This window comes from Acidovorax sp. K2F (genome assembly GCF_025246485.1).
GTDB classification, from domain to species: Bacteria; Pseudomonadota; Gammaproteobacteria; order Burkholderiales; family Burkholderiaceae_C; genus Acidovorax; species Acidovorax delafieldii.
This window is the reverse complement of record NZ_JAOBSQ010000030.1, coordinates 111,499-138,078: the sequence shown is the minus strand read 5'-3', so window position 1 is coordinate 138,078 and position 26,580 is coordinate 111,499. Positions and strand designations below refer to the sequence as shown.

The 26,580-nt window shown below is 66.2% G+C and carries 20 protein-coding genes and 1 other RNA gene; 8 read left to right on the top strand and 13 right to left on the bottom strand.

Translation table 11 applies throughout. The annotated features are described in order from the left end of the window. From moaA to N4G42_RS09765, 5 genes are all read left to right on the top strand, one after another. Entirely contained in the window at positions 1 to 1,137 is a 1,137-nt protein-coding gene (gene moaA / locus N4G42_RS09785) for a GTP 3',8-cyclase MoaA (protein ID WP_260667002.1), read from the top strand. Between the two features lie 241 nt (positions 1,138 to 1,378). Beyond that, positions 1,379 to 2,017 (top strand): molybdenum cofactor guanylyltransferase MobA, encoded by a 639-nt coding sequence (gene mobA, locus N4G42_RS09780; protein WP_260667001.1) that lies wholly within the window; start codon positions 1,379 to 1,381, stop codon positions 2,015 to 2,017. Positions 2,018 to 2,034: 17 nt separating this feature from the next. Further along, the gene (locus tag N4G42_RS09775; RefSeq protein ID WP_260667000.1) at positions 2,035 to 2,580 is read left to right on the top strand and encodes a GNAT family N-acetyltransferase; all 546 of its coding nucleotides are present in this window, start codon (positions 2,035 to 2,037) and stop codon (positions 2,578 to 2,580) included. A 19-nt stretch (positions 2,581 to 2,599) separates the two neighbouring features. After that, complete coding sequence (locus N4G42_RS09770; RefSeq protein ID WP_260666999.1) at positions 2,600 to 3,967, top strand: molybdopterin molybdotransferase MoeA; 1,368 nt, start codon at positions 2,600 to 2,602, stop codon at positions 3,965 to 3,967. 93 nt (positions 3,968 to 4,060) lie between these two features. After that, positions 4,061 to 4,387: a thioredoxin family protein gene (locus N4G42_RS09765; RefSeq protein ID WP_260666998.1), complete on the top strand. Its 327-nt coding sequence runs from the start codon at positions 4,061 to 4,063 to the stop codon at positions 4,385 to 4,387. 144 nt (positions 4,388 to 4,531) lie between these two features. Here N4G42_RS09765 and N4G42_RS09760 read toward each other — a convergent pair whose 3' ends face one another. The 4 genes from N4G42_RS09760 to N4G42_RS09745 all read right to left on the bottom strand — a co-directional run bounded on the left by N4G42_RS09760 (position 4,532) and on the right by N4G42_RS09745 (position 10,719). Beyond that, a complete protein-coding gene (locus tag N4G42_RS09760) occupies positions 4,532 to 7,687 on the bottom strand; it encodes an efflux RND transporter permease subunit (RefSeq protein WP_260666997.1) in 3,156 nt (1,051 codons plus the stop codon). Between the two features lie 40 nt (positions 7,688 to 7,727). Next, a complete protein-coding gene (locus tag N4G42_RS09755; protein WP_260666996.1) occupies positions 7,728 to 9,146 on the bottom strand; it encodes an efflux RND transporter periplasmic adaptor subunit in 1,419 nt (472 codons plus the stop codon). Between the two features lie 192 nt (positions 9,147 to 9,338). Then, positions 9,339 to 9,788 carry a ribonuclease HI gene (rnhA, locus tag N4G42_RS09750; protein ID WP_015013609.1) on the bottom strand — a complete coding sequence of 150 codons (450 nt, stop codon included), beginning with the start codon at positions 9,786 to 9,788 and terminating at the stop codon, positions 9,339 to 9,341. 76 nt (positions 9,789 to 9,864) lie between these two features. After that, a complete protein-coding gene (locus tag N4G42_RS09745; protein WP_260666995.1) occupies positions 9,865 to 10,719 on the bottom strand; it encodes a class I SAM-dependent methyltransferase in 855 nt (284 codons plus the stop codon). Here N4G42_RS09745 and gloB point away from each other — a divergent pair. Both gloB and N4G42_RS09735 read left to right on the top strand, forming a co-directional pair. Next, complete coding sequence (gloB, locus tag N4G42_RS09740; protein ID WP_260666994.1) at positions 10,718 to 11,494, top strand: hydroxyacylglutathione hydrolase; 777 nt, start codon at positions 10,718 to 10,720, stop codon at positions 11,492 to 11,494. The genes N4G42_RS09745 and gloB overlap by 2 nt on opposite strands. Continuing rightward, positions 11,491 to 13,020 carry a transglycosylase SLT domain-containing protein gene (locus N4G42_RS09735; protein ID WP_146872356.1) on the top strand — a complete coding sequence of 510 codons (1,530 nt, stop codon included), beginning with the start codon at positions 11,491 to 11,493 and terminating at the stop codon, positions 13,018 to 13,020. Before gloB ends, N4G42_RS09735 begins: the two co-directional genes overlap by 4 nt. Before the next feature lie 74 nt (positions 13,021 to 13,094). Here N4G42_RS09735 and N4G42_RS09730 read toward each other — a convergent pair whose 3' ends face one another. The 6 genes from N4G42_RS09730 to dnaX all read right to left on the bottom strand — a co-directional run bounded on the left by N4G42_RS09730 (position 13,095) and on the right by dnaX (position 18,653). Continuing rightward, positions 13,095 to 13,247: a DUF3096 domain-containing protein gene (locus tag N4G42_RS09730; RefSeq protein WP_015013605.1), complete on the bottom strand. Its 153-nt coding sequence runs from the start codon at positions 13,245 to 13,247 to the stop codon at positions 13,095 to 13,097. 211 nt (positions 13,248 to 13,458) lie between these two features. Next, positions 13,459 to 14,514, bottom strand: a complete 1,056-nt coding sequence (locus N4G42_RS09725; protein ID WP_260666993.1) for an ABC transporter substrate-binding protein — start codon at positions 14,512 to 14,514, stop codon at positions 13,459 to 13,461. A 154-nt stretch (positions 14,515 to 14,668) separates the two neighbouring features. Continuing rightward, the gene (locus N4G42_RS09720) at positions 14,669 to 15,094 is read right to left on the bottom strand and encodes an MAPEG family protein (protein WP_056743563.1); all 426 of its coding nucleotides are present in this window, start codon (positions 15,092 to 15,094) and stop codon (positions 14,669 to 14,671) included. 114 nt (positions 15,095 to 15,208) lie between these two features. Next, complete coding sequence (gene recR, locus N4G42_RS09715) at positions 15,209 to 15,799, bottom strand: recombination mediator RecR (protein ID WP_056743565.1); 591 nt, start codon at positions 15,797 to 15,799, stop codon at positions 15,209 to 15,211. Between the two features lie 243 nt (positions 15,800 to 16,042). Beyond that, complete coding sequence (locus tag N4G42_RS09710; protein WP_055398201.1) at positions 16,043 to 16,375, bottom strand: YbaB/EbfC family nucleoid-associated protein; 333 nt, start codon at positions 16,373 to 16,375, stop codon at positions 16,043 to 16,045. A gap of 229 nt (positions 16,376 to 16,604) precedes the next feature. Further along, positions 16,605 to 18,653 (bottom strand): DNA polymerase III subunit gamma/tau, encoded by a 2,049-nt coding sequence (gene dnaX, locus N4G42_RS09705; RefSeq protein WP_260666992.1) that lies wholly within the window; start codon positions 18,651 to 18,653, stop codon positions 16,605 to 16,607. 102 nt (positions 18,654 to 18,755) lie between these two features. On the opposite strand from dnaX, the gene ffs reads away from it, so the two are divergent. Further along, an RNA gene (gene ffs / locus N4G42_RS09700) (signal recognition particle sRNA small type) lies at positions 18,756 to 18,852 on the top strand. A gap of 79 nt (positions 18,853 to 18,931) precedes the next feature. Here ffs and N4G42_RS09695 read toward each other — a convergent pair. The 3 genes from N4G42_RS09695 to N4G42_RS09685 all read right to left on the bottom strand — a co-directional run bounded on the left by N4G42_RS09695 (position 18,932) and on the right by N4G42_RS09685 (position 26,478). Further along, a complete protein-coding gene (locus N4G42_RS09695; protein ID WP_260667109.1) occupies positions 18,932 to 20,248 on the bottom strand; it encodes a TIGR03862 family flavoprotein in 1,317 nt (438 codons plus the stop codon). Positions 20,249 to 20,353: 105 nt separating this feature from the next. After that, the gene (locus N4G42_RS09690; RefSeq protein ID WP_260666991.1) at positions 20,354 to 23,863 is read right to left on the bottom strand and encodes an exodeoxyribonuclease V subunit beta; all 3,510 of its coding nucleotides are present in this window, start codon (positions 23,861 to 23,863) and stop codon (positions 20,354 to 20,356) included. Further along, the gene (locus N4G42_RS09685; RefSeq protein WP_260666990.1) at positions 23,860 to 26,478 is read right to left on the bottom strand and encodes a PD-(D/E)XK nuclease family protein; all 2,619 of its coding nucleotides are present in this window, start codon (positions 26,476 to 26,478) and stop codon (positions 23,860 to 23,862) included. The genes N4G42_RS09690 and N4G42_RS09685 overlap by 4 nt, the downstream gene beginning before the upstream one ends. Between the last annotated feature and the right edge of the window lie 102 nt (positions 26,479 to 26,580).

Genomic DNA, 26,580 nt, shown 5'->3' with positions numbered 1-26,580 from the left:
ATGTCTGAACGCGTGATTCCGCTGGTCGATGAGCGCCTGGCCGCGCTGGCAGCCACGGTACCAGCGCGGCTGCTGAACCCCACGGGCCAACTCACCGACACGCGGGGCCGCCCGCTGCGCGACCTGCGCATCAGCGTGACGGACCGCTGCAACTTCCGCTGCAACTACTGCATGCCCAAGGAAGTGTTCGACAAGGACTACCCCTACCTGCCGCACGGGGCGCTGCTGAGCTTTGAAGAAATCACGCGGCTGGCGCAGCTGTTTCTGGCGCATGGCGTGCGCAAGATCCGCCTGACGGGCGGCGAGCCCCTGCTGCGCAAGAACCTCGAAGACCTGGTGGCGCAACTGGCCCAGTTGCGCACCGTGGATGGCGTGGCGCCCGACCTCACGCTCACCACCAACGGGTCACTGCTCGCGCGCAAGGCTCAGGCACTGAAAGACGCCGGCCTGAACCGCGTGACCGTGAGCCTGGACGGCCTGGACGACACGATCTTTCGCCGCATGAACGATGTGGACTTTCCGGTGGCCGATGTGCTGGCCGGCATCGAGGCTGCGCATGCGGCGGGGCTGTCGCACATCAAGGTCAACATGGTGGTCAAGCGCGGCACCAACGACCACGAGATCTTGCCCATGGCGCGGCACTTTCGGGGCACCGGCACCACGCTGCGCTTCATCGAATACATGGACGTGGGTGCCACCAACGGCTGGCGCATGGACGAGGTGCTGCCCTCTGCCGAACTCATCGAACGCCTGCGCGCCGAGCTGCCGCTGGTGCAGCTGGACCCCAGCAGCCCCGGCGAAACCGCCGAGCGCTGGGGTTATGCCAACGCAGCGGGCCAGCACGACCCCAGCCTGGGCGAGGTCGGCGTGATCAGCAGCGTGACCCAGGCCTTCTGCCACGACTGCAACCGCGCGCGGCTGTCCACCGAAGGCAAGCTCTACCTGTGCCTGTTTGCTAGCCAGGGCTACGACCTGCGCAGCCTGCTGCGCGGGGGCGCGAGCGATGCAGAGATTGCCTCGGCCATCGCCCCCATCTGGCAGCAGCGCAACGACCGCTACTCCGAGTTGCGCAGCAGCCTGCCCGCTGACACCGGCCAGGGTGCTCGCCGCGTTGAGATGAGCTACATCGGGGGCTAGTGTGCTGTCCCGCAAATAACTGCACATGAAATCGCGTCCTCACCCCCAAGGCTGCGTTGCAAATCCTCGCGATAGCTACGGCTATCACTGCGGTTTGCGCCTTGCCCTGGGCGCGATGCCATCGATTTCATTTCGTGCAGCTATTTGCGGGACAGCACACTAGCAGCTCTGTAGAAAAAGCGTTGCGCTCATGCACAGCGCCGGCTATCCAGCACACGACCCATTGCCCACAGGATTTCAATTGATCAATCAGCAAGACATTACCGGCCTGGTCCTCGCAGGGGGCCGCGGCTCCCGCATGGGCGGGGTGGACAAAGGCCTGCAGAACTTTCGCGGCCTGCCGCTGGCCTTGCACACGCTGATGCGGCTACAGATGCAGACCGGCGCCACCATGGTCAATGCCAACCGCAATCTGGCGGCCTACGAGGCGTTTGGCACGCCGGTGTGGCCTGACGTGCTGAGCGACTACGCGGGGCCCCTGGCAGGCTTTCTGATCGGGCTGGAGCGCTGCGAAACCCCCTGGCTGCTCACGGTGCCCTGCGACACGCCGCTGTTTCCGCTGGACCTCGCCCAGCGCCTGGCGGCAGCGGCAGACGCCGAGGGCGCCGACATTGCCATGGCCGCAGCCCCGGAAGACGACGGCAAGGGCCAGATCACCGTGCGCCCGCAGCCGGTGTTCTGCCTGCTGCGCGTGGACCTGCTGGAAAGCCTGGTCGCCTTCACCCAGGCCGGTGGCCGCAAGATCGACGCGTGGACCGGCCAGCACCGCTGCGCCATCGTGCCGTTCGACCAGCCGGGCGATGACCCCCAGGCCTTTTTCAATGCCAACACGCTGGCCGAGCTGCACGCGCTGGAAAACAGCAGCGCGCCCCAGGCCTGACCCGCGCGCCAACCCCAATGAACAGTCGCCCCCCGGTGGACGCTGGCGCGGTGCAGATCCGCCCCCTGGTCGCCACAGACGCATTGGCCTACAAGGCTTTGCGGGACGAGGCACTGCGCACAGCGCCGGATGCCTTCACCTCGGACTACGAATCTTCCGTGGGCCGCGATGCCAGCGAGTACGTGGCGCGGTTTGGCGCGCTGGCGTCCGGCCAGTTTTTCCTGGGCGCCTTCGACACGGCGGGCCAGCTGCTTGGCTGCCTGGGCTGCGAGCGCGAGCAACGCACCAAACAGCGCCACTGCGCGGTGGTAGTGGGCATGATGGTGTCGCCTGCTGCGCAGCGCCGGGGCGTTGGCCGGATGCTGGTGGATGCCTGCGTGCAGGCCGCCAGCCAGGTGCCGGGGCTGACCCAACTGGTGCTCACCGTCACCGCGTCCAACCAGCACGTGGTGCGCCTGTATGAGCAGGCCGGGTTCCGCCCCTGGGGCCTGCTGCCCAACGCCATCGTGGTGGATGGCGTGGGCTACGATAAGCTGCACATGGTGCGGCTGCTCTCCCACTGACTTCAAGCGAATCCCACCCATGAAAACCATTGCCCAGATAGCCGCCGAGCTGCAAGGCTACGACCCGCAGGCCCTGAGCGCCGCCGACGTGAACCAGTTTCTGGACCGGCTGGTTGAGCCCGTTGTCGCCACCGAAGTGCTGCCGCTGTTCAGCGCGCTGGGCCGCGTGCTGGCGCAGGATGTGATCTCGCCCGTCAGCGTGCCGCCCCACGACAACTCGGCCATGGACGGCTACGCTTTTGCGGGCGCGCAACTGGTGGCTGGGCAGCCGCTCACCCTGCGCGTGGTGGGCACCGCCCTGGCGGGCAAGGCCTGGGCAGGCACGGTGGCCGCAGGCGAATGCGTGAAGATCATGACCGGCGCCATCATGCCCGCCGGGCTGGACACCGTGGTGCCGCAGGAGTTCACCACCACCGCTGCCGACGGCCACTTAACCATCGCAGCCGATGTGCTGCGCGCCGGAGACAACCGCCGCTTCAAGGGCGAAGACATCATGGAAGGCCGCGTGGCCCTGGCCCGTGGCGAGCTGCTGACGCCCGCCGCCCTGGGCCTGGTGGCCAGCCTGGGCCTGCCCACCGTCACGGTGTACCGCCGACTGCGGGTGGCGTACTTCTCCACCGGCGATGAGATCCTGAGCCTGGGCGAGGCTCCCCGCGAAGGCGCCGTGTATGACAGCAACCGCTACACCGTGTTCGGCCTGCTCACGCGCATGGGGGTGGAGGTGATTGACCTGGGCGTGGTGCGTGACGAGCCTGCACTGCTCGAAGCCGCCTTCCGCCAGGCGGCGCAGCAGGCCGACGCCATCATCACCAGCGGCGGCGTGAGTGTGGGCGAGGCCGACCACACCCGCACCATGATGAAAAAGCTGGGCGACGTGGCCTTCTGGCGCATCGCCATGCGCCCCGGCCGCCCCATGGCCGTGGGGCGCATCGGTAACGCAGAAAATCAAGCCGTTTCGGCCTCAAGCGCTAGTGCATCAAGCGCTGACAGCTATCAAAATGATATCAATACTGATATCAATACAGCCCCCGGTGGCGCAGTGCTCTTCGGGCTGCCCGGCAACCCCGTGGCGGTGATGGTGACCTTTCTCGCCTTTGTGCGCCCCGCCCTGCTGCGCATGATGGGCAGCACCCGCGCGGCGCCCCCGCTGCTGCGCGCCATCAGCACCGAGCCCATGCGCAAGAAGCCCGGCCGCACCGAATACCAGCGTGGCCTGGTCACCACCGCCGCCGACGGCACGCTGCAGGTGCGCACCACCGGCAACCAGGGCTCGGGCGTGCTCAGCTCCATGGTGCAGGCCAACGGGCTCATCGTGTTGCACCACGGGCAGGGCAATGTGGCGGTAGGCGACGCCGTGGACGTGATGGTGTTTGAGGGCGTGATCTGACACGGTAATGCGCAGCAGGCCGGTGCATGTCATCTGCCGCCGGATTAACCTGAAAACCGCCTTCCACAACAATCCCAGACAACGAATCGCGCCATGCCCTACGCCGCCCAACACCTTGCACAACCCCCATCCCGAGACGATGTGGACCGCCTGCCCGGCGCCACGGTGGTCGAGTTCGGTACCCCCTGGTGCGGCCACTGCCAGCGCGCCCAGCCATTGATCGAAGCCGCCCTGAAGGACCACGCGGACATTGCCCACGTCAAGGTGGAAGACGGCCCTGGCCAGCACCTGGGCCGCACGTTCGGCGTGAAGCTGTGGCCGACACTGGTCTTTATGAAGGACGGCAAGGAAGTGGCGCGCCTGGTGCGCCCGCAGAGCGGCCAGGAATTGCAAGACGCGGTGCAGGCGGTGCTGGTCTAAGCCACCCGCACTGCAACCCGCTGGACCCAGACCGTCCTCACGCTGGCACTGCACAACAGAAAGCAGAAAGGGCCCTGCCGGGCCCTTTCTAGTCTTGCTTTGCTTTTGCTGTTTTGGCAGCTCGCTTTGCACTCCCACTGAAGGCTACTTGGCCACATAGTCGTGCGGGTGCAGCGGGTGGGCTGGCTGATCCACGGCCACCGCTGTGTTGGCCCCCGGCACCGCCTTGCGGGCAAACAGCGTGTACATGGTGGGCACCACAAAAATGGTGAGCAGCGTACCCAGCGACATGCCACCCACAATCACCCAGCCGATCTGGGTGCGCGTTTCGGCGCCAGCGCCCGTGGCCAAAGCCAGGGGAATGGCGCCCAGCACCATGGCCCCCGTGGTCATCAGGATGGGGCGCAGTCGCTGGGCCGAGGCCTTGACCAGCGCGTCCACCATCTCCATGCCCTCTTCGCGCAGCTGGTTGGTGAACTCCACGATCAGGATGCCGTGTTTGGTGATCAGCCCCACGAGCGTGATCAGCCCGATCTGCGAATACACGTTGAGCGAGCCGCCGCTCCATTTGAGCGCCAGCAGCGCGCCAATCATCGACAGCGGCACCGACACCATGATGACCAGCGGGTCAATGAAGCTCTCAAACTGCGCGGCAAGCACCAGGAAGATGAACACCAGCGCCAGCACAAACACCACGCCCAGCGCGCCTTGCGAGTTCTTGAACTCGCGCGAGGTGTCGTTCAGGTCGGTGGTGTAGCCGGGCTTGAGCACCTTGGCCGCCGTCTCGTTCATGAAGGTGATGGCCTGGCCCAGCGAGTAGTCGGACGACAGGTTGGCCGTGATGGTGGCCGAGCGGCGCTGGCCAAAGTGGTTCAGCTCGCGCGGGCTCACGCTTTCGCGCACGTTGACCAGACTGGTCAGCGGAATCATCGCGTCGTTGCGGCCGCGCACATAGATGGTGTCGATGTTCTCGGGCGTGGTGCGGCCCCGCGGCTCGGTCTGCACGATCACGTCGTACTGCTCGGCATCGCGTTTGTAACGTGTGACGGTGCGGCCGCCCAGCATAGTCTCGATGGCCTTGGCCACCACTTCCACGCTCACGCCCAGGTCGGCGGCGCGTTCACGGTTGACCTCGATGCGCAGCTCTGGCTTGTTCAGGCGCAGGTCCACGTCAGGGGACACGATGCCGGGGTTCTGCGCAATCTCGGCCATGAAGGCAGCCACCACCTTGCTCAGGTTTTCGTAGCTGTCCGAGGTCTGGATCACGTAGGTGAGTGGCCGCGAGCGAAAGCCCTGGCCCAACGATGGCGGCGTGATCAGGAAGGCATTCACGCCGGGCAGGCCCGCCACCTTGGGCTGCAGCTCCTTGGCCAGGGCCAGCGTGGTGCGGTCGCGCTTTTCCCAGTCGACGGTACGGTAGATCACGCTGCCTTGCGCCACCGTGGGGTTGCCGATGTTGGCGAACACGCGGTCGAATTCGGGGTAGGTGTTGCCGATCTTTTCCAGCTCCAGTGCATAGCGGTTGGTGTAGTCCAGCGTGGCACCGTCGGGCGCGGTCACACTGGCCAAAATGGTGCCCCGGTCTTCCAGCGGCGACAGCTCCTGCCGCATGCTGGGGAACACCAGCACCAGCGCCGCGCCGCTCAGGGCCATAACGCCCAGCACGATCCAGCGGGCCTGGAACAGCGCACCCCGCACGCCACTGCGCCCCGCGCCCGCACCACCCCAGCGGGCCGTGACGATCCAGCGCAGCAGGCGGCCATAGGCATCCGAGAGTGCGGTGAGCCAACGCTCCATGGAGCGGTCAAACCAATTGGGATTCGGGTTGTGCTTGAGCAGCAGCGAACACATCATGGGCGAGAGCGTCAACGCCACAAAGCCCGACACCACCACGGCCCCGGCCAGCGCCAGCGCAAACTCCACGAACAAGCGCCCCGTGCGGCCGGGTGTGAATGCGAGTGGCGCATACACCGCCACCAGCGTGAGCGTCATGGCAACGATGGCAAAGCCGATTTCGCGTGCGCCCTTGATGGCTGCAGAAAACGGGTCGAGCCCCTCTTCGATGTGGCGGTAGATGTTCTCCAGCATCACGATGGCGTCGTCCACCACCAGGCCAATGGCCAGCACCAGCGCCAGCAGCGTGAGCGTGTTGATCGAAAAGCCGGCCAGCGACATCAGCGCAAAACTGCCCACCAGGCTGACCGGGATGGTGATGATGGGAATGATGGACGCACGGAACGTGCGCAAGAACACAAAGATCACCAGGGCGACCAGCACCACGGCCTCGATGATGGTGGAGTACACGCTCTTGATGGAGCGGTCGATGAACAGCGAGTTGTCGTTGGCAATGTCGATGCCGATGTCTGGCGGCAGGTCGGCCTTGAGCAAGGGGATCATGGCGCGCACGCCTTTGGACAGCTCCAGCGGGTTGGCCGTGGCCTGGCGGATCACACCCACCGAGATCGCATCGCGGCCATTGAGCCGCACGCGGCTGCGGTCGCTGGCAGGGCCTTCTTCAACCCGGGCCACATCACGCACGCGCACTGAAAACCCGTTGACCGTGCGGATCACGATGTCGGAAAACTGCGCCGGGGTTTTCAGGTCGGTCTGGGACGTCACGCTGAACTCGCGCTGCTGCGATTCAATGCGGCCTGCCGGCAGTTCCAGGTTGTTGCGGCGGATGGCATCTTCCACGTCCTGCGTGGTCAAGCGATAGCCGGCCATGCGCTCGGGGTCCAGCCACACGCGCATGGCGTATTTGCGCTCGCCATAAATCGGCACATCCGCCACACCGGTCACCGTCTGCAACCGGGGCTTGACGATGCGGTTGATCAGGTCATTGATCTCCAGCGGGCTGCGTGTATCGCTGCTGAAGGCGAGCCACAGCACGGGCGATGCATCGGCCTCTACCTTGGCAATCACGGGCTCATCCACCGCGAGCGGCAGGCGGTTGCGCACACGGGCGGTGCGGTCGCGCACTTCAGCGGCGGCGTTGTCAGCGTCCTTCTCCAGGCGAAAGCGCACGCTGATCTGGCTTTGCTCGGCCCGGCTGATGGAGGTGATCACATCCACGGCGTCGATACCGGCGATGGAGTCTTCGAGCGGCTTGGTCACCTGCGATTCGATGACCTCGGCCGACGCGCCCGCATACCGCACGCTGACGGTGACCACGGGTTCGTCGATCTTGGGGTATTCGCGCACCGACAGGCGCGTGAAGCTCACCGCGCCAATCAACAGCACCAGCAGTGACAGCACGGTGGCAAATACCGGCCGGCGGATGGAGATTTCAGCGAGTTGCATGGCAGTCCAGAGGCATCAGAGGGTAAGGACAGGCAGTCCGTCAGACGGGAGGGCGGCTGCCAGTGGGCGTGGACCGGCTGGAGGTTCCGGCCAGCTGGCAAGGGTTGGGGCCGGGCAGCGGATCGGTTTCGCTGCGAGCCGCCATCACGCGGGCCACCGAGGGGGCGGCAGCAGGAGATGGAGATGCCGATGCCGCAGAGGTGCTCTGCGCAGGCACATCAGCCACCGGCGATGCCTTTTGGCCCGCCCCAGTCGCAGCACCTGAAGCGCCCGAAGCCGGCCGCGTTGCTGCGGCCGCCGCACCACCGTTACCCTGCTTGCCCAGCTCCACCACGCGCACCTCGGTGCCGTCCTTGCGGATGCGCTGCTGGCCCGCCGTGACCACAAGGTCTCCAGCGCTCAAGCCGTCCACCACCTCCACCCAGCCAGGTGAACGGACGCCCAGCTTGACCGGCGTGCGGCGCGTCACCCTGCTGCTGGGCTCCTTGCCTTCCACCACCTTGAGCACATAGGGGCTGGTGCCGTCGGGCACGATGGCCTCCTCGGGCACCACAAGCGCGTCGCTGCGTTCGGAAAACACGGTCGTCACCCGCGCAAACATGCCGGGGCGCAGCTGCAGGCGGCGGTTGTCGATGCAGCCACGCACCGCGATGGCCCGCCCATCCGCATCGATCTGTGGGCTGATGGCCTGCACCACGGCGGCGTAACGCGCGCCCGGTAGTGCATCAAACGTGACCTGCGCGGTCTGCCCCGGGCGCACCTTGCCCTGCAACCGCTCGGGCAGGCGGAAATCGACATACACCGCATCAAGGTCTTCGATGTTGACGATATCGGCCCCGTCCTTGAGGTAGTCGCCCACGTTCACGCCCCGAATGCCTGCGATGCCATCGAACGGGGCCAGGATCTTCAGGCGCTGGGCCGTGGCCTGGGCCAAAGCCAGCTTGGCCTGGGCCACTTCGAGGTTGGCCGCACTCTCGTCCACCGAACGCTGGCTGATGAAGCCCTGGGCCACCAGCTCCTGATTGCGCTTGTGGTTGGCCCGCGCAATCGACAACTCGGCCTGGCTTTGCTGGATCTGCGCACGCGGCAGCTGGTCATCCAGCTGCACCAGCACTTGCCCGCGCCGCACACGCTGGCCGTCACGGAAGTTGAGCTGGGTGACGCGCCCGCCCACCTCGGGCCGCAGCATCACGCTCTGGCGCGACCGCAGGCTTCCCACGGCTTCGGCATCGTCGCGCAGCGCCATCTGCCGCACGGTCACCGTTTCCACGGCCACGGGGCGGCCAGCACCGGCGGGCGTAGCGCCACCAGCCGATGCGCCAGCGCCTGCACCGCCCGCCCCGGCCTCGGCACGCTGCTGCGGCTGCACGGGTTTCTGCAGCCACCAGGCAGCGCCCGATGCGGCAGCGATGCCGATGACAGCGAAAACGAGGTACTTGTACTTGCTCTTGGACGCCATGGGTCAATCAATCCAGTGAGGTGGGATGCGCAGTCACACAATGTAACAGTGGGTGTGTGCAGCCGCAGCCACCCGCAGCAATATCCCGGAGCATTCGCCGCTGGTGCGTGATGGCCGTACTGGCCGCATCGGACGCGGGCACAAAAAAAGCCTCCGAAGAGGCTTGCATGCGGTGAGCAGCTGGCAATGGATCTACCTGCGGCCCAGGGCCTGGTCCACGCCCCGGTTGGCCAGCGCGTCGGCCCGCTCATTGCCCGGGTCGCCCGAATGCCCTTTCACCCAGCGCCATTCGATGCGGTGGCCGCCGGTGCTGACCAGCGCATCCAGCCGCTGCCACAGCTCCACGTTCTTGACCGGCTGCTTGGAGGCCGTGCGCCAGCCCTTGGCCTTCCAGCCATGGATCCACTCGGTAATGCCCTTGCGCACGTACTCGCTGTCCAGGTACAGCGTCACGGCACAGGGGCGCTTGAGGGCCGACAGCGCCTCGATCACCGCCATCAGCTCCATGCGGTTGTTGGTGGTACCCAGTTCGCCGCCAAACAGCTCTTTTTCGGTCGCGCCAGAGCGCAGCAACACGCCCCACCCGCCGGGGCCCGGATTGCCCTTGCAGGCGCCATCGGTGTAAATCTCTACCTGGTTCAAACTCTGTTCCTGACAATGAGGTGGATGGTTGCCATGACGGGGCATGGAAGCCCACGGCAACCGCGAAAGGCTGTGCTCAAGGCTTGTGCTGGGCTGCAGTGGGCGCAGTGCGCGAAGGATTCACCCCGCTTTGAGACACCCGGTTGGCGATGGGCACGGTGCCCGCAGCACGCTGGCGGTGGGTGCGCCAGGCGGGCTCCAGCAAACGCATGCCATGCACCCGTTTGACAGCCACCAGAAAATACGCGGCACCCAGAATGGGCCACCATTTCTCACCCAAAGGGTCCATCCAGCCAAAACGCTCCAGCCACTGCGCGCTGCGCACCGCTGGACGATAACAGCCAAATCGGGCAGATTCGACCTCGAAGTTCAAAAGCCGCAGCCAATCGCGCAGGCGGCGATAGCCGATGAACTCGCCCACGTCGGGCAGGTACAGCGTGCCCCGCCCCAGGCGCTGGTACAGCCGCGCACGCCGCTGCCGCAGGCCCCACAGACTGGTGGGGTTCAGGCCGCTGATGACCACACGCCCTTCAGGGACCAGCACCCGCTCCACCTCGCGCAGCGCGGCATGGGGGTCGATGCTCAACTCCAGCGTGTGGGGCAACACCAGCAGGTCCAGGCTCGCTGCGGGGAAGGGCAAGGCCACAGGCTCGGTGAGCAGGTCCACCGCGCGGCGCTGCAGCGGCCCATCGTCATCACCGGTCTCCACAAAGGCGATGGAGCCCTCCACGGCCTCCTGCCCCATCGCCAGCCACTGGTGGGGCATGCGGTTGGCGCGCAGGCCGTCCAGCAGCGGCATGCCGAGCTGGAGACTGTGATAGCCAAAAATATCGGCCACCGCCTCGTCAAAGCGTGCCTGCTCCCATGCGAGCAGGTAGCGGCCAGGGGGGGAGTCGAACCAGTGGTGCAAACCTATAATTTGATCGCTCATGAACTTGCTACCGCTGCCCGCCTTTACCGACAACTACATCTGGATGCTGCACGACGGCCGCCAGGCCATCGTTGTGGACCCGGGAGAAGCCGCGCCGGTGGAGCAGGCCTTGCACCGCTGGGGCCTGTCATTGCAAGCCATTCTAGTCACGCACCACCATGCCGATCATGTCGGCGGAGTCGATGCCCTGCGCCAAGCCACCGGTGCAAGGGTGTATGGCCCAGCGCGGGAGCGCATGCCCGAGCCGCTGGAGCGGCTGGCGCAAGGCGATACCGTCAACGCGCTGGGGCTTCAGTTCCAAGTCATCGACGTGCCAGGGCACACGGCGGGCCACATTGCCTACTACTGTCGCGAGATGGACGGAGCGCCCCTGCTTTTTTGTGGCGATACGCTGTTCTCAGGCGGTTGTGGCCGGCTGTTTGAAGGCACACCTGCGCAAATGCTCGACTCGCTGGACCGGCTGGCGGCACTGCCTGGCAACACCCGGGTGTGTTGCACCCACGAGTACACACTGTCTAACCTGAAGTTTGCGCGGGCCGTGGAACCTGGCAACGCCGCCCTGCTCCACTACAGCAGCCAATGCGAAGCCCTGCGGGAGCAGAACCAGCCCACACTGCCTTCGCACATGGCGCTGGAGCGAGACATCAACCCCTTTCTGCGCGTGCGGCAGGGCCCGGTGGCGCAAGCCGCCCAGGGCTACGACGCGCAGGTGCCCCTTGACGACGCCGTAGCGGTGCTGGCCGCGCTGCGTCAATGGAAAAACGAGTTCCGATGAAAATTTTGCACATTGCCTGCCTGGCCGGCCTTTTGTGGCTGACAGGCTGCGCCACTACGGGCTCGACGCCCGACCAGGCGTCCGCCAGCGGAAACACCACCAGCACCAAGGGCCCTGCGTCGCCCCACACCCCTGTCATCCCCAACGGCCCGCTCAAACCCATCACTGCCGCGCAAGCCACGAGTGGCGAGGTGGCATCGCTCTCGGCCCCCGCCGACTTGTGGGACCGCATCCGGCGCGGCTTTGCCATGCCCGACCTGCAGCATGAGCTGGTACAGGACCGCGAGCAGTGGTATGCCACGCGCCCCGACTACATGCAGCGCATGACAGAGCGTTCCAGCAAGTACCTGTTCCATATTGTTGAAGAGCTGGAACGCCGGGGGATGCCGACCGAACTGGCGCTGCTGCCCTACATTGAAAGCGCGTTCAACCCCCAAGCAGTATCGAGCGCCAAGGCCGCAGGCATGTGGCAGTTCATGCCCGCTACGGGCAATTATTTCGACCTTAAGCAGAACGCCTTCCGCGACGACCGTCGCGACGTGCTGGCGTCCACCCGGGCGGCACTCGACTACCTGCAAAAACTCTACGGCATGTTTGGCGACTGGCACCTTGCCCTGGCCGCCTACAACTGGGGTGAAGGCAGCGTAAGCCGGGCCATTGCACGCAACCAGAAGCTGGGCCTGGGCACCACTTACACCGACCTGAACATGCCCGCGGAAACCCGCATGTATGTGCCCAAGCTGCAGGCGGTCAAGAACATCGTGGCCAACCCCGATGCCTTCCGCACAGAGTTGCCACTGATCGAGAACCACCCCTACTTCCAGACCGTGGACATCACGCACGACATCGATGTGTCGCTGGTGGCCACACTGGCGGGTATTCGCGAGGAAGACTTCCGTGCCCTCAACCCGTCGTACAAGCGACCCGTGATCCTCGCCGCCGGGACGCCACAAATCCTGCTGCCCTGGGACAACGCCAAGGTCTTCCAGCGCAACCTGGAGGCCAAGCGTGAAGGCCAGTACGCGAGCTGGACCGTGTGGTCTGTGCCCACCACCATGACGGTGGCCGAGGCGGCACAACGTGCCGGCATGAGCGAGGCGGATCTGCGCAGTATGAACAACATCCCGCCGCGCATGCTCATCAAAGCAGGCTCGGCGCTGATGGTACCCCGCTCCACCACCACCCGGCAAGACGTGTCGTCCCACTTGGCCGACAACGGCCAACTGAGCCTTACCCCCGAGATCGTCACCCGCCGCACCACGGTGCGGGCCGGCAAGGGCGACACGGTGGCCAGCATTGCGCGGCGCTACAAGTTGGCAGCCGCCAACGTGGCGGACTGGAACGATGTGCGGGCGAATGCCGCATTCAAGGTGGGCCAGCAGATTGTGGTGTACCTGCCGGTGCGCCAGAGTCAGGCGCGCAGCAGCGGCGGCAGCGCTCGCGCATCAGCCGCCACTGCGGGCAAACGCCAGGCTCCAGCGCCTGCGCGGCGTGGCGGATCCCCCTCCAAGGTCAAGCGCCGCTGAGCCGCAGACGCCTCAGCAAAGCCACCTGGGACTGGCGAGCCCGGCATTGCTTGGCCGGTCGCTGGGCCCATGCATCAGAACCGGAGCGTGTGCATTCCCAGCAGCCCCAGGATTCCCATGATGATGAGATAAAGCGCCACGATGGTGCTGAGCAACCGCGGCATGACCAGAATGAGGATGCCTGCGATCAGGGAGACGAGCGGGCCGATGCTGAGGCTCAGCGACATGGTGGATAGTCCTTGAAAAATGGCACGGGAATGGCGCAGCACAACTGCTGCGTACGTAGCCTGCGCGATGCGTATCGCACGGTGTGATTGCGGTGCAGTGGCAGGTGGGCAGGCGGCTGACACTGTAGTCGATGCCAGGGCCCTCAGAGCCTGTTGACGGTCTCGCAGGAGAGGTAAGAAGGCTCTTGGGGTCTCCCGCCGCAGCGGCTTGTCAGACGCTGTACTTTTGGCGGGCTTTGCGCACCAGATCGTTGCTGGACGTACGCGCCAGTTCGACCTTGGCCTCGGCCAGTTCGGGCAACACGCGCGACAACACCCGCAGTGCGGTAGCCGGGCCTTCGTCCGGCATCAGTCCGTTGGTGGAGTAGGTCTCGCGCACCCGGCTGAACGCCGCCAGATAGAGCCCCCGGTCGCCCATCAGGTAGGCAGGAGGCACCGCCTTCACCAGGTCTGCCGGTGCTGCCGTCTGCAGCCACTTGAGCGCATGCACAACGCCATTGACCAATGCCTGGGCCTGGGCAGGCTGCTTTTGGATGAAGGCCTGCGGGGCATACAGGCAACTGCCGGGCATGGTGCCACTGAACATGTCCTGCGCTGCCTTGAGAGAGCGCAGATCGCCCACGATGCGGGTATCTGCCTTCTGCTCCAGCAAGGTCATGATGGGATCGGCATGGCACAGTGCATGCACCTGGCCGGAACGCAGCGCATTCATGGCATTGGTGCCCGATCCCACCCCCACAAAAACCACATCGCGCAACAGCACGCCCGCACGCATCAGCATCAGGCTGGCTGCCAGGTGGGTGGATGAGCCCACCGACGACACCCCCACCTTGCGCCCCGCGAGGTCGCCCAGGTCCTTGTACGCAGGCATCGACCGCAGTGACACACCCAGCGCCAGCTGCGGGGCCCGCCCCTGCAGCACCAGCGCGCGGTACACATGACCTCGCGCCTGCGCACGCAACACGTGCTCGAAGGCACCGGAACAGACATCTGCCGCACCGTCCTGTACCGCCTGCCAAGCAAGCGCTCCCGCAGAATAGTCCCGCACCACCACGTCCAGGCCTTCCTGGCGGAAGTACCCCAGCGCATCGGCCAGCGCCAGCGGCAGGTGGTACAGAACGCCCTGCCCTCCGACCGCCACGGTCACTCGCCCGAGAGCAGCACCATCGGTCTGCGCACGCACCCGGATGGCAGGCGCCCACACCGCAGCCGCCGACAAGGCAGATACGGCGCCAAAGGCGCGGCGGGTGAGTGGAGGCAGAGACATGGAATCAGGCAAAAAGACAATGCTGCATTGCAACAATCGTGCCGCAGCACAGGCGAAACCGCATCAGGGTGAATCCCTGCGGGTTACTACGTACCGCGATAGACAGCCTTCAACCGCAGCACACCGCAAGACGGATGGCGCGCACCCGGGGCGCTCAACGGTACCCGATGAACAGGATGGCAATATTGACCAGAAAACCACCGGCCCAGACTGCGCTGCGGGCCATCGGCATGTCGGCCACGTACATCATCACGTAGAAGATGCGCAGGAAGACATACAACAACGCCAGCAGGTCCAGCAACGTCTGCCCCGCGCCCAGCAGGTGCGCAATGATGACCGCGCCGATGAAAAACGGCAGCGCTTCAAAGCTGTTGGCCTGCGCTGCGTTGGCGCGTCCGCGCCAGTCAGTCTGCCGCGAGAGCCAGCCGCGCGGATCGTGGTTGTCAAAACCGCCTTCTTTGCGGGACTTGCCAAAGTTGCCACTTTTGGCCAACCAGGCACAAGCGATGGGCAGCAGTGCTGCGAACAGCACGCACCAATAGGCCACGGTGAACCGCGCGACGTGCAAGGTGGTATTCATTTTCGAGGCTTTTGAGGGCAACAGCGCAGCAAATACAAGCGCTGGTAGCTATTAAATTGAGAGTATTTTAGCCGCAGACATTGTCGGGGCGACAGGCTGGCAGGCGCCTTGGCGTCACCGGCGATCCACCAGCGCATGCGCGATCGTTCCCAGGTCCACGTACTCCAGCTCACTGCCGACAGGCACGCCGCGCGCGAGCCGCGTGACATGCAACCCACGGCTCTTCAGCGCCTCGCTGATCACATGCGCAGTCGCCTCCCCCTCGGCATTGAAGTTGGTGGCCAGGATCACCTCCTGAACGGTGCCATCCGTGGCGCGCTCCATGAGCTTGTGCAGGCCGATCTCCTTGGGACCGACACCATCGAGCGGGCTGAGCCGCCCCATCAACACGAAGTACAACCCCTTGAAGGCCCCCGTGCGCTCCAGCGCAGACTGGTCAGCGGGCGTTTCGACCACACACAGCCGCGTGGCATCGCGGTCAGGGTCCAGGCAGGTGCTGCACACCTCGGCCTCGGTGAACGTATGGCAACGCGCGCAGTGGTGCACGGTGCCCACCGCTTCCGAGAGCGCCCGCGACAGGGTCAGCGCCCCTTCGCGATCGTGCTGCAACAGATGAAACGCCATGCGCTGCGCAGACTTCACCCCCACCCCCGGCAACCGGCGCAGCGCCTGGATCAGAACGTCGAGGGAGTTGGTGGTGGACATGGAAAGGCTGGAGATAAGGCGCGTAAGGTCGTACGAAGCAGTGGAGCGAGGCTCAACAGGCCAAGCCCAAACGGATGTGGGAAAACAACGGGAATTCACCCCTGCCTTTACCCCCACCCTCAAGGGCGTAGCGAGCGGGATCAGCTGCTAGGCGGACGGAGCACAGCCACCGGAACGTACTTGAAGTACGTGAGGATGGCGAGCACCGCCCAACGACGCAGATGGCCCGCTCGGTAGCCAGTATCAGAAAGGGAATTTCATGCCGCCGGGGAGGCCTGGCATACCTTGCGTCAGCTTGCCCATCTTCTCCGAAGATGTCTCCTCCGCCTTGCGCACCGCCGCATTGAACGCAGCCGCCACCAGGTCTTCCAGCATGTCCTTGTCTTCGGCCAGCAGGCTCGGGTCGATGGTGATGCGCTTGACGTCGTGCTTGCAGGTCATGACCACCTTCACCAGACCCGCGCCCGATTCACCCTCCACCTCGATAAAAGCCAGTTCGTCCTGGGCCTTCTTGAGGTTGTCCTGCATCGCCTGGGCTTGCTTCATGAGGCCGGCGAGTTGTCCTTTGTTGAACATGGTGTGGTTTCCTTTGCTTTCTTTCTGGTTGATCGATTCCCACGTGGGGACTGAAATTCAGTATCCGAAATTCACGGTATTGTGCTTTGCACCGTTAGCGGCCATCGAAACTGCCGCTGCCCAGACCAGTGCTCCCGCGCAAGGGCCGCCCCGCCGCGCTGGGAGCGTTCCCCTCCCGCGAAGCGAGAGAGGGGGAGGGCGCCGAAGGCGACTCAGGGGGTGTTTCATCTCACGCAGGTTTGATACTGCCCGGCACGATTCTCGCGCCGTAGTCACGCATCAGCGATTGCACGAAGGGATCGTTGTGCACGATTTCTTCCGCGCGGCGTTGGCGCTCGGCGGCGGCGGCGGCGTTGCGACGGGCGGGGCTGTCGATGACCACGCCCACTTCCACGCTGATCTGGGTCGCATGGCCCGCAGCTTCAAGGGCCGCACGCAGGCGCTCGCGCGCCGTGGGCTGGTTGAGCGATTCGCGCTCGACGCGCAACAGCCAGTGACCACCGTCGCGCGCCACCAGCTGCGACTGCAGGGCCAGTTCACGCACCAGCGCCGTGATGGCCTCCGCCGCCACCAGTTGCTGCACCGTGGCATGCCAGACGTCCCCCTCTTCGGTGGGGGTGTAGCGGGCAGATACCGGGGTCGGAGCAGACAGTGGAAGCGGCTGCAACCGTTCGCCGGGCTCCGGGGACTCACGCACCGGGATTGCTACATATTCAGGAGCATTCTGTGCTTTGAATGATTGCGCTACGCCGGGATTTTGATCAAACCTCTCGGTGGTGCGTACCGGCAACGCCGTGGCAGCGGGTGCAGCCGCAGTGGTCACAGTACCGGGCTCGTCAGAACCTGGCCATGGGGGTGGCTCAGAATCGTTGAACGACTCTGACGGATGGTCTCCGCCGCCAGAAGATGCGGTGCCTGCAGCCACTGCCGGAACTGGGGCCGGGACTGCAGGCGCGGGGGCCGCAGACGGGACTTGCTGGGCAGCACGCACCGGAGCTGCGGGCGCCGACGGTACAGGCAGGGCCTGGGGGCGCTTCACCGCTGCCCCCCCCACAGGCCCTGGCGTGGCCACCACTGCAGCAGGGGCTGCTGCAGTTGATGCAACAGCGCCTGAGGGGGGCGTTTCAGCCCGCGTCAGAGTTTTTTTTTCAGCCGATTCACCGATGCCGCTGGCAGGCTTGAAGGCCAGCAGACGCAGCAGCACCATGGTGAGTGCCGCATACTCGTCGGGCGCCAGGCCCAACTCGCCGCGCCCGTGCAGGCACAGGCTGTAGAGCAACTGCGTTTCATCGGCGGGCATCAGTGCAGACAGGCGGGCTGTTTCAGCAGCCTCGGGGTCGTCTGCGTCCACGGCACCGGCCATCTGGGGCACGGCCTGGAACACGGCCATGCGCTGCAGTACGGCACTCATCTCTTCGAGCGTGGAGGCGGCAGACAGCCCGTTCATGCGCAGCGTGTCCGAGGTCTCCACCACGGTTTTCCCGTCACCCTGGGCGAGCGCTTCGATGAGCCGGAACACATAGGAGCGGTCCACCGCACCCAGCATCTGGCGCACACCGGCTTCCTGCAGCTGACCACTGCCGAAGGCAATGGCCTGGTCGGTCAGCGACAGTGCATCGCGCATGGAGCCCCGCGCAGCGCGTGAGAGCAGGCGCAGCGCCTGGGGCTCGGCAGGCACGTTCTCGGTCGCCAGCACCTGCGTGAGGTGCGAGAGGACGGTTTCAGGCGCCATGGGGCGCAGGTTGAACTGCAGGCAGCGGCTCAGCACCGTGACCGGCACCTTCTGAGGGTCCGTCGTGGCAAGCACAAACTTGAGGTATTCGGGCGGCTCTTCCAGCGTCTTGAGCATGGCGTTGAACGCCGTGTTGGTCAGCATGTGCACTTCGTCGATCATGAAGACCTTGAAGCGCCCCTGCACCGGCTTGTAGACCGCCTGCTCCAGCAGGCTTTGCACTTCGTCCACGCCCCGATTGGAGGCCGCGTCCAGCTCGGTGTAGTCCACAAAGCGGCCGCTGTCGATGTCGGTGCAGGCCTGGCACACGCCGCAGGGCGTAGCGGTGATGCCGCCAGTGCCGTCCGCCCCCTGGCAGTTGAGCGACTTGGCCAGGATGCGCGACACCGTGGTCTTGCCCACGCCGCGCGTACCGGTAAACAGGTAGGCGTGGTGCAGGCGCTGCTGGGTCAGCGCATTCGACAAGGCCTGGACCACATGTTCCTGCCCCACCATCTCGGTGAAATTGCGGGGACGGTACTTGCGGGCGAGCACGAGGTAGGACATGCGGTCGATTCTACGGGCTGGGCCATGCGCCCCTGGCGCCACCAGGGCAAACAAAACAGCCACTGAAAAATCAGGGCCTCCATCCGACGTACAATCAGCGGTGACGGGCCTCCTCGCATGGTGAAGCGGCCAACCGGGTCAGGTGGGGAACCAAGCAGCCCTAACTGTGGAGTCAGTGCCGGGGGTAAGGCTCGTCAACTTCTTCTTTTTTGGGCGGTCGCGCAAAAACTTCCTTCTCTCCAGTATTTCCACAGCGCGCCGTGCGCTTCAGCGGCCGCTCAAGCCCCTGCGGACTGCCCCAGCCAGCGCAGCGCCCCCTCTCCCGCCACACGGCCGCTGGCCATGCTGGCGGTCAGCAGATAGCCCCCGGTGGGCGCCTCCCAGTCCAGCATTTCTCCCGCGCAGAACACACCTGGTAACGCCGTCGCCATGAGGTGCGCGTCCATCGCTTCAAAAGCCACACCGCCCGCCGTGCTGATGGCCTCGTCCAGCGGGCGCGTGGCCACCACGGTGATGGGCAAGGCTTTGATGGCATGGGCCAGTGCCACGGGGTCGTTCATGCCTTCCTTGCCGAGGTGTTCATAAAGGATGCCCGCCTTGATGCCATCCAGGCCCAGGCGGCTCTTGAGGTGGCTGGAGAGCGACCGGGAACTGCGCGGGTGGCGCACTTCCACCAGCACGCGCTCAGGCGCATGGTCGGGCAGCAGGTCGAGGTGGAACGTGGCGTGGCCATGGGCCTCCACCTCGTCGCGCAGGAGGTGCGAGGCGGCATAGACCAGGCTGCCCTCCACCCCTGTGGCCGTGACCACGAACTCGCCCCGGCGGCTGAAGCTGTGGCCCCGGCTGTCGGTAAAGCTGAGCGCCACGGTCTTGAAGGGCTGGCCCACAAACTTCCCGGCAAAATGCGGCGTCCAGCCCACGGTGGGCGCAGGCGTGCGGCCCAGCAGCTCCTGCAGAAAGGCGCGGCGCGTCTCGCCCGCAGGTGCGTCTGCACGCAGCACATCAAAGCCGCAGTTGGACGGGCGCAGCGGAGCCACAACCACGCCGCGCTGCGCCAGCAGCGGCACCCAGGCACCGTCAGACCCCAGGCGTGCCCAGCTGCCGCCGCCCAGCGCCAGCACCACCGCCTTGGCGGCCACCCGCACCTCGCCTGCCGGTGCGGCAAAGCGCAGCACCCCCTCCTCGGCCCAGCCCATCCAGCGGTGGCGCATGTGGAACAGTACTCCCTGCCCGCGCAAGCGCTGCAGCCAGGCGCGCAGTAGCGGCGCGGCCTTCATGTCGGTGGGGAACACACGACCCGAAGTGCCCACAAAGGTCTCCACCCCCAGCCCCTGCGCCCAAGCGCGCAGCTCAGGGCCGCCAAAAGACTGAATCAGGGGCTCAATCTGTGGTTCGCGCCCGGCATAGCGACTCACAAAAGGCGTGTGGGGCTCGGAATGCGTGAGGTTGAGCCCGCCCTTGCCCGCGAGCAAAAACTTGCGGCCCACCGAAGGCATGGCGTCAAACACGTGCACGGCCACCCCCGCCTGGGCCAACACCTCTGCGGCCATGAGCCCCGCCGGGCCACCGCCGATGACGGCCACGTCGCACTGCAAAGCCTCCGCAGACTGGGCAAGTGCAGGGGATGTATCGGAAGGAAGAAGGGGGTGGGACACGTAAGGGCCTTGCTGAATAAAGGAGCGCGTTGCGGGGGCGGCACGTCAGAACAGGGAGCCTTGCGGAGAATCCGCAGGGCCTGGCGCGGTGGGCGCGCGCTCTGGTTGTGCTGGAGCAACCGGCGCAATGGGGGCAACGGGCGGGCGAGTATGCCCCACCACAAGGGCCTGGGCCGCCGATGCCCCTGCTGAGCCCGGCGCATCGCCCACCATTACCAACCGCCCATCGCCCGTGAGAAAGGCGGCACGCACCACCTCGCCCGGCATCAGGGCCTGTACGGCTTCGCGGTAACGCTGCAACTGGGCCACCAGTGCCTGCTGGCGCTGGGGTTGGGTGGCGCTTTTGTAATCCAGCACCCACCAGCCGGCCTCTGCATCGCCAGCGTGTGCCGCGCGGCGCTGCACCAAGCGGTCGATGCGCAGGCTCTGCCCCTGGTAGTGCAGCGGGGCTTCGTTGATGGCGGTCTGCACCAGGGCAGCGTCCCACGCCCAGGCCCCCTCGCCCGCCAGAATGGCCTGCGCCATGCGGGCAGCCAACTCGGCGGCAGCGGGGGCAATGTCGTGGTCCAGAGCCAGGCGGGCAATGCGCGCGGCAGCCCAACCCTGGGCGCGCAAGTCGGCCAGTGGGGCACCAGCCACGCCGGCTTGCTCCAGCAGCTGGTGCATGGCATCGCCCTGGCGCGACAAGGGGGTGGACTCTCCGTCGCCCGGCATGGCCACAGGGCTGTCGCCCGGCAATCCCGCATCGGTTTGCACGCGCGCGCTTCGCAGCGCCTCGGGCAGCGCGGGCAGGCAGGGGATGGTGAAAGTCTGCGCGGGCGCTACGGCCGCCACGGCATGTTCTGCGGGGGCCAACGCCTGCGTGTCCACTTCAGTGACCAAGGGAGCGAGCCGATTCCACCAACTGCCGGGGGCCGAGTTACCGGGCTGTACTGATGACAGGGCCAGGCAATGCTTGGCACGCGTCATGGCCACGTAGAGCATGTTCAGTTCCTCGCGGCTGCGGGCCTGCTGCTCGGCGGCGAGCGCATCCACTGCGCTGGGTGGCGGGCTCGATTCGCTGGCCAAAAAGACGAAGGCAGACGGCACGGCCTGCTCGCCAGGCCAGTCCACCAGCACGCCCATGGTCTCGGCCTTTTGTGGACGGGTGTCGGTATCGAGCAGCAGCACGCAATCGGCCTCCAGCCCCTTGGCACCGTGCACCGTCAGCAAGCGGATGGCCTGCGCATCCGCCCGGCCTGGGGCGCGCACACCGCCCTTTTTCATGGCCCGCACAAAGGCATAGGGCGTGAGGTAGCGCCCCCCGTCGTGCTGCAGCGATGCCGCCAGCAGTGCGCGCAGATTGGCCTGCACGGACTGGCGCTGGGATACAGGAGCTGCGGCAGCAAAGCGGGCCAGCACGTCACCTTGTTCGTAAATGGTGTGCAGCGCGTCGTGGGGCGGCAAAGTACCCACCCACGTCTGATATTGGGCCAAAACGGCTCCAAGCGGTTGATATTCATGCGCCAGAAGCTCACTTTTCAATAGCAAATCAAACCAGCTACAGCCCGCGTGTTCCGGCTGGCGGCGCAACAACGCCAGCGCGACCAGCGCGTCGTCGCCCAGGCCAAACAGGGGTGACTTGAGCGCGCGGGCCAAAGACAGGTCGTGTGTGGGCGATACCAGCACGTCGAGCAGCGCCACCATGTCCTGCACCTCGGGCGCGTCAAACAGGTCGGCTTTTTCGGGCTGCACACAGGGCAGGTGCAGGGCGCGCAGGGCGTCTTGCATGCTGGCCAGGCGGTCGCGCTTGCGGGCCAGCACCAGCACTTCTTTGGGCGGCGTGCCGCTGGCGATCTGCGCGGCCACCCAGGCGGCGGCCTGGGTGCATTCGCGCATGCGCTGGGTTTCTTCGGCCTCGTGCCGGGGTTCGGTCAGGCTATCGCGCCAGGCCAGGGCGTCGCGGCCTGCGCCTTGGCTGTCGCCGTCCGCATCGGTGATGGCGGGCAGGCGCAGCAACTGGCCGGGATGCTTGGATTCTGTGGTGTGGTCGCGGAATCCGCTGGTCTCGTGCAGCGCCTGGGCCTCACCCATCACGGCGTTGACGGCACCGATCACGCCCTGCGCGTTGCGGCGTGTGTGGTCGCAGCTCAGCAAATCGCCGCCCAGCCCATCACGCACAAAAGCCTGCGCGGCGATGAACACCTGCGGCTCGGCGCGGCGAAAGCGGTAGATGCTCTGCTTGGGGTCGCCCACGATGAACACGCTGGGCGCGGCCGACCCGCCGCCCGAACCCGCGTAGCCCGACAGCCAGGCGTGCAGCGCCTGCCACTGCAGCGGGTTGGTGTCCTGGAACTCATCGACCAGCAGGTGGCGAATGCGGGCATCGAGCCGCTCCTGCACCCAACCCGACAGCACCGGGTCGGCCAGCATGACCAGCGCCGTGCGCTCCACATCGTTCATGTCCACCCAGCCGTGCTGCTGCTTGACGGCCACAAACTGCGCGATGAGGCAACGCGCCAGCCGGGCCATGCGCTGCTGGTGCTGCCAGGCTTCTTGCTGGCGGCGGGCGGTGAGCAGGCGCTGCAGCTCGGGCTCGGCCTCCTGCGCGGCGGGGAACTTCTCGAGGTTCTTGGAGAGGCGGTCTTCCTTGGCCACGAACATCGCACGGCGCAATTGGTCCAGGCGCTGGTTCAGGTCGGTGCAGCCCAGCGCGTCGATGATGGCGTCGGCCGCCTTTTGGGGGGTCTTGTTGGCCTCTGCGCCCAGCGCGCTGGCACGGCTGCGCCAGCGCTGAAGAGCAGCGTCGGTCTGCAAAGCATCGGCGGGCTCGGCCAACGCGGCCAGTTCGGGGTAGGCCTGCTGGAACGGCGGCACCGAGGCGTCGACCACACCCGCCTCGTCGGCCAGATCGAACTCCACCCGCTTTGCCAGCGCCGCTGCCAGGGCCTTGTGCGTTTGCGAGCGGCCATGGCGGGCCACCACGGCTTCGTAGTCGGCCCGCAGGCTGGCGCTGTCGGCCACGGTCTGCAGAAACGGGGGCCAGACCTCGCGCACCGCCTCGGCATCGTCTTCGAGCAGCTCAAAGTGCGCGGGCAGGCCTTGTTGTTGCAGCAGCGCCAGCGGCGCCGTGCCCAGCAGCGCGGCAAACCAGCTGTGGAAGGTGCGGATCTGCACCGAGCGGCCTGCAGTGAGCAGCTGGCGGTATAGGTTTTGTAGCGCCTCGCGCTTTTCCAGCGCGCCCTGGGGGCTGATTCCGCGTGCAATCAGCTCGGCCGTCAGTTCTTCCACCGGCTTGTGGCTGAACTGCTCCATCCACTCCTGCAAACGCTGGCGCATTTCACCGGCCGCCTTCTTGGTGAAGGTGATGGCCAGGATCTCGTGCGGCGCGCAGCCGTCGAGCAGCGCCCGCAGCATGCGCGAGACCAGCATCCAGGTCTTGCCCGCACCGGCGCAGGCCTCCACAGCCACGCTGCGGGCAGGGTCGCAGGCGATGGCGTAGAAGGCCTCGCGCGATACGGGGCGGCCGTTGTGTTCGTAAGCGGCCTGGGCGGGTGGGGAAAGGCTCTCGGTCATGGCGTCTCTTGCGCGGGCAACGCCTGTTCAGCGTCCGCCCAGTAGTCTTTGCGGCACAGGCCGCGCACGGCGCAGAACTCGCACACCGATCCCTCGCCCAGCGCAGGCAGGGGCGCACCAGCGGCGATGCGGGCCATGTCGTGCTGGATGCCTTCGATGAGCACATCGCGCAGGTGCACCACCTCGTCTTGTTCGTGCAGCTGTGTCTCGCCGCGCTCGCCTACATTGACATAAGCCGCACGCAGGGTGTCGTGGCTCAACAAGGCCGCGTAAAAAGCAAGTTGGGTGTCCTCCGCTCCAGCCTTGATGCGCTGGCGGGTCACGCTGTCGCTTTCGGTCTTGTAGTCAATCACCAGTACCGCAGGCTCGCCGGTGGACGAGACCCCATCGATGCGGTCGATGGTGCCGATGAGTTCCAGATCGCCCAGCGGCTGGCGGGCCTTGACCTCGGCCTGGCGGAAGGTGGCGCCCTGTTGCTCATGCCCTGCCAGCCATTGCAGGTAGCCGTCGCGCAGTTGCGTCCAGCCTGCGGCAAAGGGCAGAAAGTCGCCGTCCTGCAAACGCTGCTCGCGGGTGACGGCCTCGGCGGCGGCGTCCATGCGCACGCGGCGCTCATGCAGACCATCGGTCGGCTCCGCCAGCAAGGCTTCGTGAAAATGCTGCAGTACCGCATGCAGCCAGGTGCCAAAGTCCCGCTTGTCCACTTCGGCATCCAGCTCGTCGGCCTCGCGCAGGCCCAGTTGGCGCTGGGCAAAGAAGCGGTAAGGGCAGTGGCGCAAATCGGAATACGCCGTGGATGACAGGTGGGTCACCGGCAGCGCCTGGCCAACAGGCAAGGGGCGTAGCGTGGGAGTGGCGACCACCTCGCGCGCACCGCGCTCATCGGATCCCGGCAGGGCGGCACCATCCAGCTGCAGGGCGAGCACCAGCGCGCTGGCCAGCAGGGGCTCACCGCCTTCGTCACCGGTGCGCCACAGCACATCCACCACCGGCGTGCGCAGTGCATGGGCCCAGGCGGCACGCTGGGCAGCCTCCAGCGACTGGCGCGTAGGCAGGCCCCAGGCCTCGCGCTGGGCCTGTGTCCAGTCGCCAGCGGGTTCGGGAGCAGGTTGCAGTCGCTTTTCGTCGCAACCCGGCAACACTGCGGCGGCGAAGGGGCGGCCCAGCAGTTGCGGCATGGGCACCACCACCACGGGGGCACCAGCCGCCTGCGCGGCCACATAGCGCCCGGCCTCCAGCACGTCTTTGGCCCAACGGGTGAATTCGGCCAATGTCATGCGGCGGCCCGCACTGTCGCCCCAGCCGTCCAGCTCTGACTGCTGACCGTCCTGAAGGCGCAGGGCTGCCAACACCCGCATGCCAGCAGGGTCGGCCTGCAGACCCTGCCATTGGCCGGCCTGCTCCAGCACCGTGCGCAAAGCGGGTAGCCACTGCGCCAGCGGCCGTGCAGCGCGCAGGGTGTTGCGCCATGCTTCTACGGTGGCCACGGTGCGGGCCAGGTGGGGCTGCGCACCCACGTCGCCCTTCAAACCCCACTGGGCGGCGGCGCTCCAGTGCTGCACCACACCTTTGCGCAGCCATTGCTCAAGGCGATTGACCTCGCCAGTCATCAGCGCTGGGGTGTGTTTGACCCAGTCCAGCACCTCGTTGGAAGAGACATTCCACGCAGCGGCCTGCAGCACGGCCATGACCCGTGAAGCGGCGCGCGTGGTGGACAGAATCCAGCCGCTTTCGTCGCGCACCAATACGCCACTGCTGTCCAGGTTGGCCAGGACACGACGGATCAGTGCGCGGTCAGTGGCCGCGAGGGCCACGGGCACCCGCCCCTGCTCGACATGACGCAGCACACAGGCCGCAGCACGGTGGGCCTCGTCTTCGGCGTCCGTTGCGGCGTGCAGGGCCCACTGCGGTGGTGAACCCGCATCACCGACCAACGCGGGGAGCGCAATGCACAAACATTGTTCGCCCCAATGCGCCTGCAGGGCCCGGGTCAGCGTGTCAGACTGAAATCCCTCCAACACCACCAGCGCATCCACCGCCCCGCGAACGCCGGGCTCAAACAGCACATCGGTCGCGTAGCGCGATGCCAGTGCCCATTCCAGCGCAAGGCGAGCCACCAGGGCCTCGTAATGCAGGGCGGTACCTTCTTCCGGCGTGGCCAGCAGCTTCCGTGCCTCGTCACCCCAGGCAGCGCGTAGGGCTGGGGGCACGGCAGCAATCACCGGGGCCAATTGGGCTGCAGCCTCCTGCAGTGGCGTGGCCAGCACCTCGCGCTGCCCGCCCTGCCCCACGCGGTCGAGCAAGGTGCGGGCCGTGAGCGTGTCGCGCGCAACGTCGCCCGCCAGGTCGTCGCCCGTGGGCTCGAAAGCTTGCAGCTGGCGAGCCCAGTTGCGGGTGGTTTCAAAACGTGGTGCAAAGCTCTGCGGGAACTGCTGAACCCAATGGCGCTGCGCCCAGGGCATGAGCTGGGCGTAGGGCACCAGCACCACCGTGCGCGCCAAATGGGCACCATGGGCTTGGGCATGCGCGGCCACCCGGGCCAGTGCGCGTTGCCAGAGGGCGGTGCTTGCGGCCGCAAATCCACTGGTTTGATCGCTTTTCGCTATGACTGTCATAGCGTCGCAAGACCCGGCCACACCGGTGAACGTGGGATTGGTTTCTGTCACAATGCCCAGACTTTAAACGTACACCGGTCGCAACCCGCCCAAAATCAAGGA